Source organism: Sulfobacillus sp. TH-112 (assembly GCF_057473405.1).
In genome coordinates, this window is the sequence record NZ_JBYCKN010000101.1 from 14,565 (window position 1) to 32,509 (window position 17,945).

The following is a 17,945-nucleotide window of genomic DNA, read 5'->3' on the forward strand; positions in this document are numbered from 1 at the left end:
TACTCCTTCCCTAAAACCGTTTCGGCTAACCGATCTTGGTAAATACAAATAACACGAAGGTAATTACTGGCCACGCTTCAACCAACGCGACTCCCACCAACGACAACGTCAATAACCTACCAATGGCTTCTGGCTGGCGACCCACGCCTTCCACCATCCGCCCCATGACCAAACCGTTTCCAATACCGGCACCGATAGCCCCACCTGCTGCAGCCAATGCACCGATGAACAGCAAAATTTCTTTATGGGTAAACACTTTGTCAATTCCTCCTTAGTCATCCTCACTCGTCCGTAGTGATGCTGAGAACCTTTTCCACTCCATGCCCAATGACCTTAGTGATCTTTGCTTGCTTGAATACTCATATAGGCCACTGTCAGAATGGTGAAAATTAACGCCTGAATTAGTGAGATCACCACACTAAAGACTAACCACAGCGTTCCAATCAGAAACGTGGTCAAAACCCCACCAATCCCGTGAGGTAAATGCGTGGTCATTCGTAGGACTAGCTCTCCAGCCAAAATGTTGCCAAACAGTCGGAAAGCCAAACTGACCGGCATTACTAACTGCTCGAGCGCGTTAATCACCAATCCCACGACAGGAAATGGCTTCCACACCCATCCATAAACCCATCCACCGAATCCTTTGTACTTAATTCCCGCCCACTGTATGAGAAGAAACATCGCACCGGCTAATCCTGCTGGAATACTTAAGTAGGCTGTTGGCGAATGGAACCAACCGCCGCCAATTCCAGGCAGTGGCAAGAGACCTAAAATATTGGCAACCACCAGCATCAGGAACAACGTGAGTGCGAGAAGAGAAAGGTTCGGGGCCAATTCCTCAGGAGCCATCTGTCCGACTAGGCCTTGGAAGGTCTCGATGGCAGTCTCCATCATGTTTTGAGCTCCTGATGGAACACCCGCCGTCACACGATTCACTGCCAAAAGGCCAAACGCCAACACTACGGCAATAGTAATGAGTCCCGTAATAAACGGGGGCCATTGAAACGCTGTCAAGGAAAAGTTCATCCGTTCACCCCCTTGCCCTTGCTATGAAGGGCCGCCCACACAAGGTAAACTACATGTGGAACAAAAACCCCCGCCAAGGCCGCATAAAGATTGACATCGGTATACCGCTTTAACACATAGAAATAAACCCCCAACACCACCAAGCGCGACACGAGTCGAAAGTTTATACCCATGACGGCTGCGCGGGGATTTAGTCGGGCCCACAAAGGCATACGCAAACCCAAGCCTACTAGATCTATTTCTCCTGGGAGAATTCCTGCGGCAAATCCCCATAACACATAAGACCTTGTTATGGCTGCTGCACCCACCAAAGCCAGGCCCAGCACAATTGAGAAAACTGCCGCGCGTTTCCACAGGTTCTGGAATTCTTTCACTTTAACAACATCCTTGAGAGGTGAAAAAGTCCCCAAAATCCTGCAACAATCCCCACCAAGACCCCCGCAATAGTTAACCACGGCGTCGTATGCAAGAGGCCATCTAGCCAATGACCCAACAAAAACCCTACCAAAATAGATAGAATGAGTTGAGTTGCCAGTGCCGCCGCCACGCCCACTCCGCGGGAGGCGGAACCATTACGGTTACTGGGTTCTCCCACCTTGGAGCCACCTCTTTCGGTGCAATACTACCCTTTGTCGCCGATTTTGACGAATGCACGTATATCAAGGACAAATGTCGGCGGAATTCGGGGCAAAACGGCTTCTCTCGCAGTCAGGTGGGCACAGTTATCCCACCCTTCACCGAGGAGTAAGTATACCGATCGACGGCACTCAAGTCAAGGGATACGGCTCAGGACAAGGTGCCGAACTGACGATCGCCAGCGTCTCCCAGACCGGGGATGATATATCCCCGCTCATCCAACCGTTCGTCAAGAGCTGCAGTATAAATCAACACGTCAGGATGTTTTGCTTCGACACGCGTAACCCCTTCGGGAGCGGCAATGACACTGACCAGACGAATATTCTGCGCCCCTTCCTCTTTAAGATAGTCCAAGGCATCAATTGCCGATCCCCCCGTCGCCAGCATGGGATCGAGCAAGATAAAGGGATGCGTCTTTTGTCGAGTGGGGAAATTAGAATAATAGCGAACGGGCTGCAGGGTCTTATGGTCACGATACATCCCTAAATGCGAGACCACCGCACCCGGAATGACGTCACGAAATCCTTCCACCAAGCCTAACCCCGCCCGCAGGACAGGCACCAAAATAGGAGCTCGCAGCAATTTTTCGGCCTTGGCCCTTGCCATCGGCGTGTCAACACTGATAGTGTCCGTGTCCAGGTCAGACAAAACCGGATACGCCATCAGTCGAGCAATGGCGGTAAGATAGGTGCGAAATAAGTCAACCGGCGTCTCTTTGTCGCGAATCAGACTAATATGGACCCGTACCAACGGGTGATCAACCAAAATCATCTCGGACACATCCCTCGGCTCTTAGTACCCCAAGTGTCTTATAGACCTGGTTCTTTTCTTTCAATCGACTCAATTTTTTCAATACGCCGCGCGTGGCGTCCGCCGGCAAAATCTGTCGATAGAAATGTTACCAAGATTTCCTGCGCCAAAGGTGCCGCAACCAGCCTTGCTCCCATAGTAAGCACATTAGCATCGTTATGTTCACGCGCAAGTCGTGCGGAGACCACATCGAGGGCGAGCGCTGCACGCACCTCAGGGATCTTGTTGGCGGTCATGCACATTCCTTGTCCGCTGGCACATAACAGTAATCCTCGTTCTACATCGCCGCGCGCGACCGCTTCGGCGACTTTGAGAGCATAGTCAGGGTAGTCCACTGAGTCTTCACTGAACGTTCCAAAGTCTTCTACGTCCCATCCGCGCTCGATGAGGAAATTCACCAACGGTTCCTTTAATACAAAGCCGGCATGATCTGCTCCCACTGCTATTCGCATGACAATTCTCCTTCAATCGTTAGTATGGCATCTAAAAGAGGTCTCCTCATTGGTACCACCCTCACCACAATCTTCGCGTCTTTCCACCATACTACTTCTTCATTGGGTCCTGAGCCATCTCATGATGAAGCTTTTCTAGTAACCGATGGATTTCCCGGGCAACCAAGACATACTGTTCTAATTTTTGGCCAATGGGATCACGAATTTCGCCGTGCTCCCCAACCAGGTCATGCAATTGAAAGGTCTTACTCTCCCATTCTGGACGACGCACCACAACCGCTCGAGCCTGTGAATGGGTCATGGTCACAATGAGATCCGGTGAGTCCTTCACCTCATCCAAATCTCGTGCCCGATGACTGGTTAAATCGGCTTCCCACAGCTTCACCGCCTCAATCGCATAGCGAGACGGTTCCTGCCCTGACCAAGCGGACACCCCAGCGGAACTCCCCCGATTATGTCCCATAGTCCGCCAGAGGGCTTCCGCCATAGCGCTACGACAAGTATTACCGGTACACACAAATAATATCTGAGGTTCGCTCATAAGACCACCCGTTCACTGGCAGCCTTGGATAAACGATTTCGCACCGCGAGTCCAAGCCCCTGAGATTCTCCCCAAACCACCACCAGAGCATCCGGATGGTGACTGTCCAAAGTACGTAGCGCATGAAACAACTGATGTGCCGCCGACGTGTCGTCAGTTCCCAACCTCATACACCGGACATCGCGATCCACTGGGATATTGTCTCGGCACAGCACCGCCACGGTCCCATACCCTCTTTGAAGCTCAGCGATTTTTTCTGCCGCCGCGGCCTCATCCAGCGTATCGATCCATATGACTGGCGCATTGGGTGCATAATGGCGATACTTCATCCCTGGTGCGCGAATAGGACCATCGCCACTTGGTTGTTGGACCTGCCCCACGATGCCCTCCACCAACGCCACATCCAGTCCCCCCGGCCTCAAGATGGTAGGCGGCACGGTCGTACAATCAATCACCAGGGACTCCACCCCGACCTCAGATGCTCCCCCATCAATAATATAGGCAATGCGCCCCTTTAAGTCTTCCCATACCGCGGCCGCCGTCGTAGGGCTCGGACGACCGCTGACATTAGCGCTCGGCGCCGCAATCGGATGTCCCAGACCCGCGATGAGTGCCCGTGCGACCGGATGGCTCGGGGAGCGCACAGCGACCGTATTCAGCCCAGCGCGCACCGCTTGAGGGATTTCCGGTCGCGCTGGAACGACCACCGTCAGCGGGCCGGGCCAAAAAGCGTCGATGAGCTTTTCCGCAGCCGCTGGCAAGGGACCTGCAACTAGTGGCAACAGGTCATCATGGCCACCCACATGCAAAATCAGCGGATTATCGGCTGGTCTTCCCTTGGCATAAAAAATCTTTTCTGACGCCGCTTGGCTTAGACCATCAGCACCGAGTCCGTAAACTGTCTCCGTGGGAAAGGCAACCAATTCTCCCGCCTTTAGGGCGCGAATGGCAGGCGATATTTCATGAGTGGTTAAAATCTTAGTCTCCATAGGCGCCTCCTCAAAATCGAATCATAAGGTAGGCCGCGCCCAAAAGAGTGGTCACCGCAGCCACTTTAAGACCAAACCGCGCATACTGCCTAAAGCTGAGCGAATATCCATGCTCAATCGCAATGCCTTGCGCGACAACATTCGCCGATGCCCCAATGACCGTGGCGTTCCCCCCTAGGGCAGCACCCAGCGCAATCGCTACCCATAATTGTACTCCATAGTGAGGATGTCGATCTAATATGGCGGCCAGCACCGGAATTAAAGCCGCCACTAAAGGTACATTGTCCAAAAGCGCGGAGAAAATCGCCGTGCCAAGAAATAATACCAGCGGCAACCATTCTCCCAAAAAAGGCGTGGTCAAGAGGTTCACCCCGTAATGAATAAAGCCGGTGGTTTCTAATGCTCCCACAAGGATAAATACCCCTGCAAAAAAACCCAGAGTGCCATAATCGAGATGAGTCCACCAGCGCCCCTTAAGTCCTCCCGTGTAAATAGTCGCCAAAAGCGCCCCGCCCAAGGCAATCATCCCTACCTGCAAGTGAAGAAAGTTCTGGCCCACAAACGCCAAAAGCATGGCGACCATAATTACCAGCAGACCATGCAACTTCCTTTCTGCCCGCGGATCAAGCGATGGTCGAGGCTTAGCCTTTGAAGGACGCGGAATGCGGCGAATGGCCACAATTCTGGGAAGCAAAATCGCCAGCAATATTAAAATCGCTACCGCTGCTGGACCCAACAAGCGAACGAAGGTGGCAAATGTCAGGTGCGCAGCCGTACCAATTAAAATATTAGGCGGGTCTCCAATTAATGTGGCCATCCCCCCGAGGTTAGAAGCCATTACTTCAACCATCAAAAGCGGCACGGGATCAATGCCAAATTCCTCGGCCGCCTCGATTAAGATCGGAGATAGCAGCAAAATGGTGGTCACATTATCTAAAAACGCTGAGACAATGGCGGTGATAACATAAAAAATCCACAACAACCGCCAAGGATTGCCACGCGACCTGGCCTTCGCCTGTTGGCCCAACAGATGAAATAATCCCGCTTCCCCGAGATATGCCACAAAGATCATCATGCCGCCCAAAAGAAACATGGTATTCCAGTCAATGCTGTGAAAGGCCATCTGCGGAGTGATGGTTCGACTCACAATCAATGCCAGAGCAAGCCCTAGAGCTACCCATGCGCGATGAAACCAATCCCCTAGTAGCAAAACATACAAGGCCACTAATGCCATAAGCGCGATCCATTGCGGTCCCGTCATCTCTACACGCCCCCATCTAGGGGATTATACGGTGGGATCGTCCTATTTCAGACTGGCCATATACTGTACCCAACCATCCATGCCGCCCCGAAGTTTATAGACCCGCGTCCATCCCTGTTCTTCTAACACTTCGGCCGCATATTCGCTAGCGCCCTTACCAAATTGACAAAACACGACCACGTCTCGATCTGGCTGGACGGGTTCAGGACGATCTTCTAAGTCCAAAATCGGAATATGAGTCGCTCCAGGAATTTGTCCAATTTGGCCAATGCGCACGTCAATGAGAAGAGGCGGCGTCTCGCTCCCCAATCTCTTTACCAATTCTTGCGCATCAATATACTCTGCCATAAGAACCTCCTATCTCCGTCTCCCGATGACGATGCGATCATGGCCTGCATAATCTTGAAGGACCTTGATGTGATGAAATCCGCTATCAGCGAGGTAGGAAGCGACATCCTGCCCTTGCTCTGCCCCACATTCTAAGAATATCCTTCCAGAGGGATTCAGCCAACCGGGGGCAAGGTAAATCAGCTGACGAATCGTGGAAAGTCCTCCCTCCGCCGCATAAAGTGCGAGGTCCGGCTCATAGCCGAGTTCTGGGGATGCCTCCTGCCATTGATGGTCTATATAGGGCAGATTGGCTACAATCACATCTTGCCTTCGAGGCACTTCTAAAAGAAGATGAGAGCGAAGAAAGTTCACCTCAAGCTGTAGTCGCTCGCAGTTTTCCCGTGCGACGCGAAGCGCCGCCTCACTCACATCTACTCCCTGAATGTCCCACAACGGGCGCGCATACTTTAGTGCTAACGCAATCGCTCCCGAACCGGTGCCCACATCAACCAGATGAACACGGGGATTCTGGACCCCCTCTAAGATTGCGTCAACCATCAGCTCGGTTTCTGGCCGGGGGATCAAGACATCTGGGGTCACTACGATGGACAGCCCATAAAACTCCTTGACACCAGTAATGTAAGCAACTGGCTCACGTTGGACGCGCCTGTGCACAAACGCCAAAAACCGCTTTTGGATTTCTTCTGTCACCGGCGTCTCATGGATAATCCATTCTTCTAGGCTGCGCCCTGAAGCAGCCTGCCACAAATATGCAGATTCCCGGTAGGCATCTTCAATCCCGACGGCACGCAGTTGGTGTGAGGCGGACCTCAATAGTTCTCGCCACTCCATCCCTTACCCCTCGTTGAGCCGTTCTTCCTCATCGCGTGCGATGAGGGCATCAATCACTTCATCCAGATCGCCGTCCAGCACCGCCTCAATGCGATATAGCGTAAGCCCTACACGATGATCGGTAATCCGTCCTTGAGGAAAGTTATAGGTGCGTATGCGCTCTGAACGATCGCCCGTCCCCACCTGTGAGCGGCGTTCTGCTTGTTCCGCATCATGCGCTTCGGAAGCATACAAGTCGCTCAGTCGAGCCCGTAGTACACGCATCGCCTTTTCACGATTTTTTAGCTGCGACTTTTCATCTTGACAATACACCACAATCCCTGTGGGCAAATGCGTCATCCGCACAGCGGATTCCGTCTTATTCACATGCTGCCCCCCTGCACCCGAAGCACGCATGGTATCAATCCGCAAGTCCTCATTCGCAATCACTAAATCGGTTTCTTCCGCTTCCGGCAATACCGCCACCGTCACGGTCGAGGTATGAATGCGTCCTTGTGCTTCTGTCTGGGGCACCCGCTGCACGCGATGAACCCCACTTTCGTATTTGAGGCGACTATAGGCGCCCCGTCCCTCAATCATAAAAATAATTTCTTTATAGCCGCCAATATCGGTGGGATTGGAGGATAAAAGCTCTGTCTTCCAGCCATAGCGCTCAGCAAAACGCATGTACATGCGATAGAGCGTTGCAGCAAACAGGGCGGCTTCTTCACCACCAGCGCCTCCTCTAATCTCCACGATAACATTTTTGTCATCGTTAGGATCTGAGGGAGTCAGAAGGCGTGCCAACTGCTGTTCAAGAGCTTCACTTTCAGTGCGAAGCCGTTCCATTTCTGACATCGCCCATTCTCGTGTTTCAGGATCTTCCTCGCGTGCCAATTCCCGAGCGGTCTCTCTCTCCTCAATGGTGGTCAAATATCGGTGATAGCAACCGACAATTTCTTCCCATTCGGCATACTCCTGACCATAGCGACGAGCTAAGTCGGGATTTGAGAGCACCTTGGGATTCGCCATTTCCTCTTGCAATTCCTCATATCGCTTTTCGGCCGCTATTAAACGGCTTTGCATCATATCATCCATCGTTCGACTGCCAATCCTCCGTTCCGCGAATTCATAAGAAACAAAAAACAGAGCCGCAGGCTCTGTTTCTCGTCCTATTTCATCCCGTAACGCTTCTTGAACCGTTCCACACGACCACCAGTGTCAATGATGCGCTGTTGCCCCGTATACAACGGGTGACATTGCCCACAAATTTCCACTTTCAGGTTTTCGCGAGTCGATCCAATGTGGTAGACGGCGCCACAAGAACACGTCACCGTGGTTCGAAAATAGGAAGGATGTATGTCCGCCTGCATGCAATCACCTTCTTCCGCTCACTAAAACATTACGCACTATTCTATCAAGACAACCAGAGAAATGCAAGACGGATGCGTAATCTCTCATGTGAGCTGAGAATGTCGCTAAAGCCCCGCATTGGCCCTGCGAGCAGAAGCAGCAACAGCTTTGAACGCCAACCACCGTGATGACGCTCCTCTCCGCGGCCTTCCCCAGCGGGCTTTCCTGGACTAGCCTCATTAGCCCGCGGTCTCCAGTTCCCGGACCAATAGGCTCAGCGATTGTTTAGCATCGCCAAATAACATTCGTGTCTTAGGATCGACATAGAGCGGATTATCCACTCCGGCAAATCCACGCCCCATCGAGCGTTTCAAGACAATGACATGCGTCGCGTCGTCCACATTCAAAATTGGCATCCCATAAAGCGGACTTCCGGCCTCGGTCCGAGCTGCAGGATTGGTGACATCATTGGCACCGATGACCACTACCACGTCCACCTCTTTGAATCGCGGATTAATCCGCTCCATCTCCCATAACTTATCATAGGAAATATCAGCTTCCGCCAGCAGCACATTCATATGCCCCGGCATTCTGCCCGCAACAGGATGGATGCCATAGAGTACATCCACGCCTGAATTCTCTAAGAGGTCACTCATTTGCTTCACTTCGAGTTGGGCCCGTGCCACAGCCAAGCCATAGCCCGGCACAATCACCACCCGCTTAGAATAGCGCAACAGCATCGCGGCATCTTCTGCGGTAATTTGTTGCACAACACCTCCTGATTCGGGGTGCGTAGCGCCGCCCGAAACCGTACCCCCTCCCCAAATCACGTTCCCAATGGAACGGTGCATCGCACGACTCATCTGCTGGGTCAAAATCGTGCCTGACGCGCCCACCAACGTGCCGGCAATAATGAGCAGAGGATTCACCAAGACAAATCCCGTAGCCGCCGCGGAGAGGCCCGTTAGCCCGTTCAACAAAGCGATGATGACGGGCATGTCGGCGCCGCCAATCGGCAACGTTAAAAGAGCGCCCGAAAGTGCTGCCAGTACCATTTGCAAAAGCACCAAGCTATATGATGCCTGATAGCCATGAGATCCCAACCATAGCCCATAAACAATGGTGACCGCAAGCACTAGGAGCCCAACACCTCGAACCAAGCGATTGACCGAAAATGGCACGTGAATCCATTCTTGGAGCTTCAAAAATGCGACAATGCTACCGCCAAAACTGATGCTGCCAAGAATCATGGTCAGTCGCGCCAACCAGTCCCCCAACCCGGTCGCACCCATGATTCCACCGGCGGCCACTAACGCCGCCGCTCCTCCCCCCAGCCCATTAAATATGGCTACCATTTGTGGCATAGCGGTCATTCTCACTTGACGTGCCGAAAAAACGCCGATAATACTTCCCAGAATCACCACCGCACCAATCCAGATGACATGGGAAAAATGTGGGACAAATAAGAGGGTACTTAAGAGTGCGACCCCCATCCCAGCCATCAAAACGGTGTTCCCGCGACGAGCCGAAGCCGGGGCCCCTAAAAGCCGAACGCCGATAACAAATAGTGTCGCTGAGATCATGAAAAGTATTTGTTGCACTATGGTCATTTGGTGTCTCCCGCCTCTCGATGATTGCGGAAGAGTCCCAAGATCCGGTCGGTCACCACAAATCCGCCCACCATGTTAATGGTGGAAAAAAATACGGCCACTAAGGCAATGACAAAAGCGGGGCCCCCACGCAACGAAAACGCTAACGCTAATGCACCAATTAAAATGATGCCATGAATCGCATTGGTCGCCGACATCAGCGGCGTATGCAAAATCGAAGGAACCTTGGCGATCACTTGAAGACCAATCAGTACGGCCATAACAAAAATATACAGTTCAGCGATTTCTGACACGGTTCGTCCCTCCCTCGTCGATGCGCCTCTTCAGTTCCTGATGTAATACCTGACCTTGGTGGATGATGACCATCCTCTCCAACAACTGGTCCGCAAGAGATATCTGCAGTTGATGATCACCCGTCCAACTTAAAGGAACTTCTTGCAAGTATTGCAGAAAGGTTGTCAAATTCCGCGAATACAACTGACTGGCGTCGGAGGGGATTTCGGACGCTAATTTATAGGTCCCCACAATCCGAACCCCCCCAAATTCAACTTCCCTTCCCATGACCGTGGCCTCGGTGTTGCCGCCTGTCTCCGCAGCTATGTCGACGATTACTGAACCAGGCTTCATACGTCGAATCATGTCGTTGGTAATTAACAATGGAGCGCGCGATCCTGGAATTTGCGCGGTCGTAATGACAGCATCAGCCCGCTGAACGGGCTCAAATAGTCTTTCTTGTTCAGCGGTACCTTCCTGTTCCTGTAATCCGGTCGCATATCCGTCCACGGTGTGCTCACTGTGAACGTCAATGGTTAAAAATTGCGCCCCCAAACTTTCGACCTGCTCTTTCACTTCAGGGCGAGTATCGAACGCTTCGACGACCGCCCCGAGGCGACGGGCGGTCGCAATCGCCTGCAATCCGGCCACTCCCGCCCCCAGCACGAGCACGCGCGACGGCGGGATCGTGCCCGCCGCCGTCATCAACAGCGGGAAAAATTTCCGTAGTCGTTCTGCTGCGATAATGACCGCCCGATACCCCATCACCGTACTCAACGCTGAAAGCACGTCCATGCTCTGGGCGCGACTAATACGGGGCAGAGCATCGAGACTGATCGCTGTAATGCCCCATTGGGCGATTTGCGACATCATCTCAATGTCTGCCGTTAATGGCTTTAAAAGTCCAATTAGGAGAGTCCCCGGCCGTGCACTTTTCCAATCATCAAGACCATGAATCCCATTCACCGTCACCACGATGTCGCTCATAGCCAGTATCTCCCTTGCTGGTGCCAAGACCTTGGCACCAGCCGACCGGTATTCCTCATCCGTAAAGCCCGCCTGCAATCCTGCTTGAGATTCCACGGTAGCCTCTATCCCCATGGCGAGAAGCCGCTTCACACCACTCGGTGTCAATGCCACCATGGCCTCGTCTGAGGCCTCTCGGATCATTCCAATGTTCAGTGCCACCGCCTCCAAGACAATTTGCAGGATAGTATTGGGCTTTTGATCGTAAATAGCAAGAAATCCACCGTCAACACACCAAAATCTTTCCCGAAAAGTGCGTTATACCCCCAACTAATCACCACGCGGTGCGCGGTTCACCAAGGTAGACCAGAGGCCACGCGTCTCCATGGACTTTTAGGGTAGCCCCACATATTCGCCTCACATCTTGTAATCTCGCACCGTAAGATACCTCATACCGACTGACATGAAGGTGGTCCTATGGCAATCGCAATAATCGATCTTCTCCAAGATATCGAATACACCGGACTCTTACCCGAAGAGGAGTCCATGCTGATTCACGACATCGTGATCGATTCTCGACACGCTTCACCGCATACGATGTTTGTCGCTCTCAAAGGATTTAATACGGATGGCCTGCTGTTTGTCGATGATGCCATCGCTCGAGGAGCCTCGGCCATCTTGACCGACGATGGTTCCGGATATGCATCGACGTCCCACGTCCCTGTCATTCTCGTTAAAGATGCGCGAGACATTTTGGGTGAGATTGCCGCCCGCCTCTACCACCATCCAGCTCAAAACCTACGATTACACGCCATTACCGGAACCAACGGAAAAACCACCACCGCCTACATGTTGGCAGGGCTATTACAGAAGATGGGGAAAAAGACCGCCTTTTGGACCACTAATGAAGTCACAGGGATTGCCCATCCCTTTCGCCCCTCCATGACAACACCTGAGGCCCCACAACTTCACCGCTTTCTGCGCGAAGTCGCTGATGCTGGCGTAGAGGATGTGGTGATCGAGGTCTCTTCGCACGCACTTCAATTAGGCCGGGTCAATGGCCTGTGGTTCGATTCGGTCGCCTTCACGAATATCACGCCGGACCATCTTGACTTTCACAAAACCTTTCCCGCCTACGTGGCGGCAAAGGCCTCCCTTTTGACGCACCTCAAGCCCAATGGCATTGCCATCTTGAACCGCGATGACGAAACCCTAGCTGCGCTAAACATTCCGAGCACTATCCGGCATTCTTATGTGGGACTTTATACGAATTCCGAGACCTCAGCCGCAGAACTCACCCTAGGCAGAAATTTTTCGCAATGGACCTGGATGCAAAACGCCCAAAATCAAGGGAGGATTCATTTGCCTGTGCCGGGCCTTCACAACGTCGTGAACGCTCTCATTGCACTGGCCGTCGCCTCCGAGTTTGGCTGCCAACCGGCCATAGCGCAGCAAGCCCTGGCCGAATTTGCTCCTCCGCCGCGACGATTGCAGAGTCGGTCTATTGGCCCTTATATGATTGTGTCCGATGTCGCCATGAATCGCGCCAGCTATGACGCCGTCATGCAAACAATGCAAACACTGAACCGGCCTCTGGTGGTCATCACGGCGATTCGCGGTAATCGTGGTGATGAAGTGAACCGCGACATCGCCAACGTTTTAGCAGACTGGAACGACACGCTACATTATGCTCCTGTCATCGTGACATCCAGCGAAACCTATATCCGATCACTCACCATTGACCATCGAGTACGGAAGGAAGAAATGCAGGCTTTCCGCGATCAAGCACGTGCCAGAAATCTCTCCATCCGAGCATATCAAGAGTTACCGCAAGCGATTCGGGCAGGCTGTGCGCATCTCCCTCGAGACGGCGGTATCTTGCTACTTTTGGGGACATTCGGAATGGACTCGGGAATGGCTCTGGCCGAATCGATCTTAAAGCACCGAAAATGACACGGAAGATGCTAACAAAAATCGAGGCCTTACGCTTACCTAGCATTGTAACCATGGTGGGCTTGCTGTGTGGCTCAGTCTACCATGCCCTAATCGAGTAGTGCATTGAGTTTGGACCCTGGATCCTTTTTTAGCATAATGATACCAACTACCAATAGATAGACCCACGCCGCTAAGGACATCCCCCGTCCAAAAGAATAGAGCCCAAATTGCACGTGGCCCACCAACGGTGTGGGGTTAATGCCAAAGGGCAATGACACCAAGCCGGATAGAAAATACATGGTCATATTATACGCGGTAAATAGGATCGGTAAGAGGTAGTAACGCCGCAGGCCTAATAGGTAAACCACACCGATGATGCCGTATGTTGCGGTCTCTACATCGATCCAATATGACACAATGGGACTTGATCCGGGACTGGCATAAAGATGCGCAGCGACGTCCACGAGAGCGAAAAACACCATGGAGAGTCGCAATAAATCGAGTCTGCGATGATGAGCACTTAAAATGTGCGTAGTCTCAGAGGGTCGAGATTGTTTGATCGACATGCCATGCCTTCCTTTCATAAGACTCATAAGGATCAGTACATACGTAATACTACTGCAACCGCTATCGAAAGAAAAATGGCTTTTGAGATGACGTGTGGCCATATGGGACGCACGGGCAAGAGGCCAGGGCCGCATGGACGAGCGATCCACGGGTTCGTCGTCTAGACGGCACGATCAGATTTGTTTAATATTTCAGTATCTTGATATTCATGGAGGATCATAGTATGGTCGATAACGCTTCCCCTAGCAGCGTCTTGTTAGTAGTCGATGCGCAAGTTGGCGTAATGAACGACACTTGGGAACCGCAGCGCATCGTGGCCAATATTGCCTCTTGTGTTAAACGAGCACGCCACCAAGGCGTTCCGGTAATCTGGGTGCAACACGCCGATGAGGAATTAATCCAGGACAGCTCTGAATGGCAACTGGTACCGGAGCTAATCCCTCTTTCAAGTGAAATTCGCGTCTATAAGCACTTCAATTCTGCATTTGAGAAAACCCGTCTACACGAGATACTAACAACACTTGGCGCAAATCACGTATTCTTGGTAGGCGCAGCGACCAATTGGTGCATACGAGCCACGGCCTACGGAGCGCTTGATCGCCATTATGACCTCACCTTGATCGAGGACGCTCACACGACCGCATCCATAGAATTCGACGACGGGCGCAAGATCGAAGCCGAGCAAATTATTCAAGAGCTGAACCTCGCCATGAAATGGGTGAGTTATCCGGACCGCGCCAACGACACCACTCTTACAGCACACGTAAATTTTGTTTGAGCGACTATCTGAATCTCCCGCATGTGTCCTCTCTCTAATGTGAGATTACTGTTAGAGCACATGCCGCGGCAACGAAAACGACCCGATATCAGGTAAACACCCGCAAGACCATCTGCGCGTCTTCACCATTACTAAAGAACTGCGGTATAAGTGCCACGCGTGTCCAACCAATCGATTCCAGCACCCGCAATTGGCCCACATTGGACACGCGGACTTCTCCAATAAACGCCAGCGCTCCCATCTCATAAGCCCAAGGTTCCGCCGCCTTCAACACAAAGGCCCCTAGCCCTTGACGTCGATATTGGGGATGCGTCACGTTGGCTAAGACATGCGCATAGCGATGAAACACTTCAAATCCAAAATAGGCAATCACGCGAGTGCCCTCTTTGACGACCAAGAAGTCCACATTTGGTGAATAGTACTTTTCGGTAATTTCCTCATACGACATCGGGTCCACAAATACTTGTCTCTCTAAATCGGCAATCTCTGCCATGTCGCTCCATTCTCCGTGCCCTACGGCATATTTTCCAAGGTACCTAAGTGGCGTTTTCGACATCACGATCCCTCCCCTCCATCATACGTCGCTTAAAGAGCGCCGTGTTTCGTACCAAAATTTTCTTCGCCTGGGTCAATTTATCGGTCCGCGAATAGGATAAACAAATCTCCCGCTAGAAAATTGAAGGATGTGAGAATGGCAATGGACACGGCGCACACGGTCACCGGTGCCATTCATAGATGGAGTCAGGACACTCCAGAGAAGATGGCGTTGGTAGATGCGCAACAGGATAGAACCCTCACCTATGGTGAACTGAACCACCTTAGTCACTCCTGGGCAGTGGCACTACACCGGTCCGGTATCGCTAAGGGCGACTTGGTGGCGTACCTCATGGATGACCCTTTATCGATCGTAGCGCTCATTCTTGCTCTAGGCAGTCTGGGAGCGGCGTTTACGCCTTTAAACCCGCGTACCCGTCAGGACGAGTGGGTGCAGCAGCTCCAAGATGCAGGAGCGTCCACCGTGGTCTATGACCACAAATTTTCCGATGCCCTCATGACACTCACCTCTCGGGCTAAAAGCATCAAACAGGTTTTCCCATCTTTAACCGGTATTCAATCACATGACTACAGTGAAGCTCCCAACGAGGCGAACGAAGAGATGCCGCTTGCGCTATTGTACACCTCAGGGACCACAGGGCGTCCGAAAGGGGCATGGCACAGCCAAAAGACTTTATGGGGATGGAACCACTCTCTTATCCAATCTTTGCACCTGACGCCGGACGATCGCATTTTCAATCCCTATCCGTATTTCCACATGGGAGGCATTGGATTCACACTCAGCACGCTGCAAATTGGTGCCACCACAATTATTGATACGCCCTTTAATGCGCACCGCGCTATCGCCACCCTCATTAAGCACCACTGCACGACAGCATTTATGGTTCCGACGATGGCCCAAGCCATACTCGATCTGCCCGACAGTGAAAAACGCGCCCTCAATGCGTCAGCATTACACCAACTCGTCACCTCAAGTGCCCCGCTCTTGGACACGACCGCGCAATCCTTAGTCCGCACCTGGCCAAATATTCAACTTTCGATTCTCTATTCGGCCACGGAAGCGATCTTTGCCGCCCACCAGATCGGTTCAGCCGAACCTCTTTGTCCCTTATGTGTTGGCCGCCCAGCGTTCGGAATGGAAGTCGTGGTGTGTAATACCGATGGGGAACGTTGCCCACCCAAAACTATTGGCACTATCTATGCCTCCGGCATCAGTGTATTTGCTGGCTATCACAAACGCCCAGCCTCCAAAGGGATCGCTATCCCAGGACATTGGCACACCTGCAATGATTTAGGATATCTCACCGAAGCCGGACTTCTCGTCTTGGTGGATCGTGCCCAGGACTTGATTAATTCGGGTGGCGAAAAAATTTCCAGTCTTGAGATTGAAAACATCCTCCGCGCCCATCCTCAAGTCCACGACGTAGCCGTCGTCGGGGTAAAAGATCGCTATTGGGGAGAGCGTATTCATGCCGTAATCGTCCCAAAATGTCTTACCCTATCCAAACAACAAGTGACAGAATATGCCCGCATGCACCTTCCCACATTCAAAGTACCAAAATCAATCGAATTTGTTGCCGAACTCCCTCGGGGCGACACCGGAAAGGTTCTTAAACAGGTACTTCGCCGCGAACACTAATCAATCAGTGGCCCCAGCACTTGGGTTGTAAAATGCTTCATACCGTTTAATCGCCAGTTGGGTCAGAATCGGTAAGCCCAATAAGGCCAGTCCGGAAATAAGAGTGATCCCCAAAAACGCCGTGTCCCCTAAGTGACGAACAAAAAGCGCTCCCATCAAAATGATGGTCCGAGAAACAGCAAAAGGCACCTCCATCCACAGACCAAATCGCGTTCGCCACACGACATCCCCTTGCATAATAATGCGATAGCGCTGTCTGCCGGAGGCCCCGGAAACATAAAGACCTCCGAGTCGCATTAACAAGACCACCACCACACTGAGCGCATCGCGCGGGGTAAGAAAGGCCAAAATGTAGCTCACGAGAACACAAGCACTACCGATGATGAGCCACACATTTTGTGATAGACCCTTCCATCGGCGATAAAGTGTCAAGCCGCCCAAGAGAACCAGCGAATAGCCGATATTGAACACCGCCACGATGCCCACATTATTGCTAAACGAAAATATGTAAATCATTGAAAACAGCAGCAGAAATTGGTTCACTAAGCCGGCGCACAAAACGACGAACATCACCCAGGACGTCCCCGGTTTAGAAAACACTTCTCGATGATGCATATGATCAAAAATTGACTCCGACAACCCTTGGTGCGGAATACGCATCGACACGAAGAACGCCGCAATCACAAACAACAACATCACGACGAAGGAGAGATGAAATCCTACTCCATAAAGTATCCCCGCAGACGCTAATGGGATGACCACGGCAATCACTTGGGCAACCACTGTATTCACAGAAAAATAATCTGCATACTGTTCGGCCTTCAAAAACGTATACATGGAGGAATTGTTTGCTGACCAAAAGAACCCTTGCGTACAGCCAAACATGAGACCAATGAGGATGGTGAAGATGGTACGATACTCAGGAAGGTACAAGAAGAGCCCGACAAAGGTGGCTCCGGCAAAAAGCGTACTGAGCAACATCACGAAACGAATATCGCGCCGATAGAGAAAATATGATCCCACGTAATAGGAAATGAACAACGTTACCGTGCTCGCGAGATTAAACAAGCTCACCAAAAAAATTGAGTGACCTTGGTTCCACCAATAGAGATTCACAAAGATACTCACAAAGTTAAAAATTACTGACATCGCGGTGTTCACCCCAATAACCCACCACACCTCAGAGGGTAGGTCCGGGAGCATGCCACTCACAAGTCGGCCCAACATTACTGAAATACGCGCGGCCTGAAGCCACGCTTCCTCTCTACGATCTCACGCAAAACATTGCCCTCTATTTCTCCCAAGACGGCGGCAAATGTTATCACACGCATACGCTCTCCTCGTCTTTTTCCTTCTTTCACTGATTGCCCCGGTTCGCACTCATGCAACCTTG

The 17,945-nt window shown here is 51.9% G+C and carries 22 protein-coding genes; 3 read left to right on the forward strand and 19 right to left on the reverse strand.

Annotation, left to right across the window (positions count from 1 at the left end; all coding sequences use genetic code 11):
• Positions 1 to 25: 25 nt before the first annotated feature.
• The 16 genes from atpE to ACOJWD_RS06645 form a co-directional block, all read right to left on the reverse strand.
• Positions 26 to 256: an ATP synthase F0 subunit C gene (atpE, locus tag ACOJWD_RS06570; protein ID WP_486992426.1), complete on the reverse strand. Its 231-nt coding sequence runs from the start codon at positions 254 to 256 to the stop codon at positions 26 to 28.
• A 77-nt stretch (positions 257 to 333) separates the two neighbouring features.
• Positions 334 to 1,026, reverse strand: coding sequence for a F0F1 ATP synthase subunit A (gene atpB / locus ACOJWD_RS06575; RefSeq protein ID WP_486992427.1), 693 nt, complete (start codon positions 1,024 to 1,026; stop codon positions 334 to 336).
• Positions 1,023 to 1,400: a hypothetical protein gene (locus ACOJWD_RS06580; protein WP_486992428.1), complete on the reverse strand. Its 378-nt coding sequence runs from the start codon at positions 1,398 to 1,400 to the stop codon at positions 1,023 to 1,025. Before ACOJWD_RS06580 ends, atpB begins: the two co-directional genes overlap by 4 nt.
• The gene (locus tag ACOJWD_RS06585; protein ID WP_486992429.1) at positions 1,397 to 1,621 is read right to left on the reverse strand and encodes an AtpZ/AtpI family protein; all 225 of its coding nucleotides are present in this window, start codon (positions 1,619 to 1,621) and stop codon (positions 1,397 to 1,399) included. Before ACOJWD_RS06585 ends, ACOJWD_RS06580 begins: the two co-directional genes overlap by 4 nt.
• A gap of 191 nt (positions 1,622 to 1,812) precedes the next feature.
• The gene (gene upp / locus ACOJWD_RS06590; RefSeq protein ID WP_486992430.1) at positions 1,813 to 2,433 is read right to left on the reverse strand and encodes a uracil phosphoribosyltransferase; all 621 of its coding nucleotides are present in this window, start codon (positions 2,431 to 2,433) and stop codon (positions 1,813 to 1,815) included.
• A 38-nt stretch (positions 2,434 to 2,471) separates the two neighbouring features.
• Positions 2,472 to 2,924, reverse strand: a complete 453-nt coding sequence (rpiB, locus tag ACOJWD_RS06595; RefSeq protein ID WP_486992431.1) for a ribose 5-phosphate isomerase B — start codon at positions 2,922 to 2,924, stop codon at positions 2,472 to 2,474.
• 91 nt (positions 2,925 to 3,015) lie between these two features.
• Complete coding sequence (locus ACOJWD_RS06600) at positions 3,016 to 3,465, reverse strand: arsenate reductase/protein-tyrosine-phosphatase family protein (protein ID WP_486992432.1); 450 nt, start codon at positions 3,463 to 3,465, stop codon at positions 3,016 to 3,018.
• Positions 3,462 to 4,454, reverse strand: coding sequence for an L-threonylcarbamoyladenylate synthase (locus ACOJWD_RS06605; RefSeq protein WP_486992433.1), 993 nt, complete (start codon positions 4,452 to 4,454; stop codon positions 3,462 to 3,464). Before ACOJWD_RS06605 ends, ACOJWD_RS06600 begins: the two co-directional genes overlap by 4 nt.
• Positions 4,455 to 4,464: 10 nt before the next feature.
• Positions 4,465 to 5,715, reverse strand: a complete 1,251-nt coding sequence (locus ACOJWD_RS06610) for an ArsB/NhaD family transporter (RefSeq protein WP_486992434.1) — start codon at positions 5,713 to 5,715, stop codon at positions 4,465 to 4,467.
• Between the two features lie 42 nt (positions 5,716 to 5,757).
• Entirely contained in the window at positions 5,758 to 6,063 is a 306-nt protein-coding gene (locus tag ACOJWD_RS06615) for a rhodanese-like domain-containing protein (RefSeq protein WP_486992435.1), read from the reverse strand.
• Between the two features lie 9 nt (positions 6,064 to 6,072).
• The gene (gene prmC, locus ACOJWD_RS06620) at positions 6,073 to 6,897 is read right to left on the reverse strand and encodes a peptide chain release factor N(5)-glutamine methyltransferase (protein WP_486992436.1); all 825 of its coding nucleotides are present in this window, start codon (positions 6,895 to 6,897) and stop codon (positions 6,073 to 6,075) included.
• A 3-nt stretch (positions 6,898 to 6,900) separates the two neighbouring features.
• Positions 6,901 to 7,962, reverse strand: a complete 1,062-nt coding sequence (prfA, locus tag ACOJWD_RS06625; RefSeq protein ID WP_486992447.1) for a peptide chain release factor 1 — start codon at positions 7,960 to 7,962, stop codon at positions 6,901 to 6,903.
• Between the two features lie 86 nt (positions 7,963 to 8,048).
• The gene (gene rpmE / locus ACOJWD_RS06630; RefSeq protein ID WP_486992437.1) at positions 8,049 to 8,249 is read right to left on the reverse strand and encodes a 50S ribosomal protein L31; all 201 of its coding nucleotides are present in this window, start codon (positions 8,247 to 8,249) and stop codon (positions 8,049 to 8,051) included.
• Positions 8,250 to 8,468: 219 nt separating this feature from the next.
• Positions 8,469 to 9,839, reverse strand: coding sequence for an NAD(P)(+) transhydrogenase (Re/Si-specific) subunit beta (locus tag ACOJWD_RS06635; RefSeq protein ID WP_486992438.1), 1,371 nt, complete (start codon positions 9,837 to 9,839; stop codon positions 8,469 to 8,471).
• Positions 9,836 to 10,132, reverse strand: a complete 297-nt coding sequence (locus tag ACOJWD_RS06640) for an NAD(P) transhydrogenase subunit alpha part 2 (RefSeq protein WP_486992439.1) — start codon at positions 10,130 to 10,132, stop codon at positions 9,836 to 9,838. The genes ACOJWD_RS06635 and ACOJWD_RS06640 overlap by 4 nt, the downstream gene beginning before the upstream one ends.
• Positions 10,116 to 11,300, reverse strand: coding sequence for an NAD(P) transhydrogenase subunit alpha (locus ACOJWD_RS06645; protein ID WP_486992440.1), 1,185 nt, complete (start codon positions 11,298 to 11,300; stop codon positions 10,116 to 10,118). The genes ACOJWD_RS06640 and ACOJWD_RS06645 overlap by 17 nt, the downstream gene beginning before the upstream one ends.
• A gap of 255 nt (positions 11,301 to 11,555) precedes the next feature.
• On the opposite strand from ACOJWD_RS06645, the gene ACOJWD_RS06650 reads away from it, so the two are divergent.
• Positions 11,556 to 13,031 (forward strand): Mur ligase family protein, encoded by a 1,476-nt coding sequence (locus ACOJWD_RS06650; protein WP_486992441.1) that lies wholly within the window; start codon positions 11,556 to 11,558, stop codon positions 13,029 to 13,031.
• 89 nt (positions 13,032 to 13,120) lie between these two features.
• Here the strand turns inward: ACOJWD_RS06650 and ACOJWD_RS06655 are convergent, their stop codons facing one another.
• Positions 13,121 to 13,579 carry a hypothetical protein gene (locus ACOJWD_RS06655; protein ID WP_486992442.1) on the reverse strand — a complete coding sequence of 153 codons (459 nt, stop codon included), beginning with the start codon at positions 13,577 to 13,579 and terminating at the stop codon, positions 13,121 to 13,123.
• A gap of 224 nt (positions 13,580 to 13,803) precedes the next feature.
• Here ACOJWD_RS06655 and ACOJWD_RS06660 point away from each other — a divergent pair, with 224 nt between their 5' ends.
• The gene (locus ACOJWD_RS06660) at positions 13,804 to 14,358 is read left to right on the forward strand and encodes a cysteine hydrolase family protein (protein WP_486992443.1); all 555 of its coding nucleotides are present in this window, start codon (positions 13,804 to 13,806) and stop codon (positions 14,356 to 14,358) included.
• An 88-nt stretch (positions 14,359 to 14,446) separates the two neighbouring features.
• Here the strand turns inward: ACOJWD_RS06660 and ACOJWD_RS06665 are convergent, their stop codons facing one another.
• A complete protein-coding gene (locus ACOJWD_RS06665) occupies positions 14,447 to 14,914 on the reverse strand; it encodes a GNAT family N-acetyltransferase (RefSeq protein ID WP_486992444.1) in 468 nt (155 codons plus the stop codon).
• Between the two features lie 135 nt (positions 14,915 to 15,049).
• Here ACOJWD_RS06665 and ACOJWD_RS06670 point away from each other — a divergent pair, with 135 nt between their 5' ends.
• Entirely contained in the window at positions 15,050 to 16,552 is a 1,503-nt protein-coding gene (locus tag ACOJWD_RS06670; protein ID WP_486992445.1) for a class I adenylate-forming enzyme family protein, read from the forward strand.
• On the opposite strand, the gene ACOJWD_RS06675 is transcribed toward ACOJWD_RS06670, so the two are convergent.
• Entirely contained in the window at positions 16,553 to 17,701 is a 1,149-nt protein-coding gene (locus ACOJWD_RS06675) for an MFS transporter (RefSeq protein WP_486992446.1), read from the reverse strand.
• Between the last annotated feature and the right edge of the window lie 244 nt (positions 17,702 to 17,945).

Coding starts and splice junctions, on each gene's coding strand:
- ACOJWD_RS06670 (WP_486992445.1), top strand. CDS start 15,050: ATGGCAATGGACACGGCGCACACGGTCACCGGTGCCATTCATAGATGG.
- ACOJWD_RS06650 (WP_486992441.1), top strand. CDS start 11,556: ATGGCAATCGCAATAATCGATCTTCTCCAAGATATCGAATACACCGGA.
- rpiB (WP_486992431.1), bottom strand. CDS start 2,924: ATGCGAATAGCAGTGGGAGCAGATCATGCCGGCTTTGTATTAAAGGAA.
- upp (WP_486992430.1), bottom strand. CDS start 2,433: ATGATTTTGGTTGATCACCCGTTGGTACGGGTCCATATTAGTCTGATT.
- prfA (WP_486992447.1), bottom strand. CDS start 7,962: ATGCAAAGCCGTTTAATAGCGGCCGAAAAGCGATATGAGGAATTGCAA.
- ACOJWD_RS06615 (WP_486992435.1), bottom strand. CDS start 6,063: ATGGCAGAGTATATTGATGCGCAAGAATTGGTAAAGAGATTGGGGAGC.
- ACOJWD_RS06655 (WP_486992442.1), bottom strand. CDS start 13,579: ATGTCGATCAAACAATCTCGACCCTCTGAGACTACGCACATTTTAAGT.
- ACOJWD_RS06635 (WP_486992438.1), bottom strand. CDS start 9,839: ATGACCATAGTGCAACAAATACTTTTCATGATCTCAGCGACACTATTT.
- prmC (WP_486992436.1), bottom strand. CDS start 6,897: ATGGAGTGGCGAGAACTATTGAGGTCCGCCTCACACCAACTGCGTGCC.
- rpmE (WP_486992437.1), bottom strand. CDS start 8,249: ATGCAGGCGGACATACATCCTTCCTATTTTCGAACCACGGTGACGTGT.
- ACOJWD_RS06665 (WP_486992444.1), bottom strand. CDS start 14,914: ATGTCGAAAACGCCACTTAGGTACCTTGGAAAATATGCCGTAGGGCAC.
- ACOJWD_RS06660 (WP_486992443.1), top strand. CDS start 13,804: ATGGTCGATAACGCTTCCCCTAGCAGCGTCTTGTTAGTAGTCGATGCG.
- ACOJWD_RS06675 (WP_486992446.1), bottom strand. CDS start 17,701: ATGTCAGTAATTTTTAACTTTGTGAGTATCTTTGTGAATCTCTATTGG.
- ACOJWD_RS06605 (WP_486992433.1), bottom strand. CDS start 4,454: ATGGAGACTAAGATTTTAACCACTCATGAAATATCGCCTGCCATTCGC.
- ACOJWD_RS06600 (WP_486992432.1), bottom strand. CDS start 3,465: ATGAGCGAACCTCAGATATTATTTGTGTGTACCGGTAATACTTGTCGT.
- ACOJWD_RS06610 (WP_486992434.1), bottom strand. CDS start 5,715: ATGACGGGACCGCAATGGATCGCGCTTATGGCATTAGTGGCCTTGTAT.
- atpB (WP_486992427.1), bottom strand. CDS start 1,026: ATGAACTTTTCCTTGACAGCGTTTCAATGGCCCCCGTTTATTACGGGA.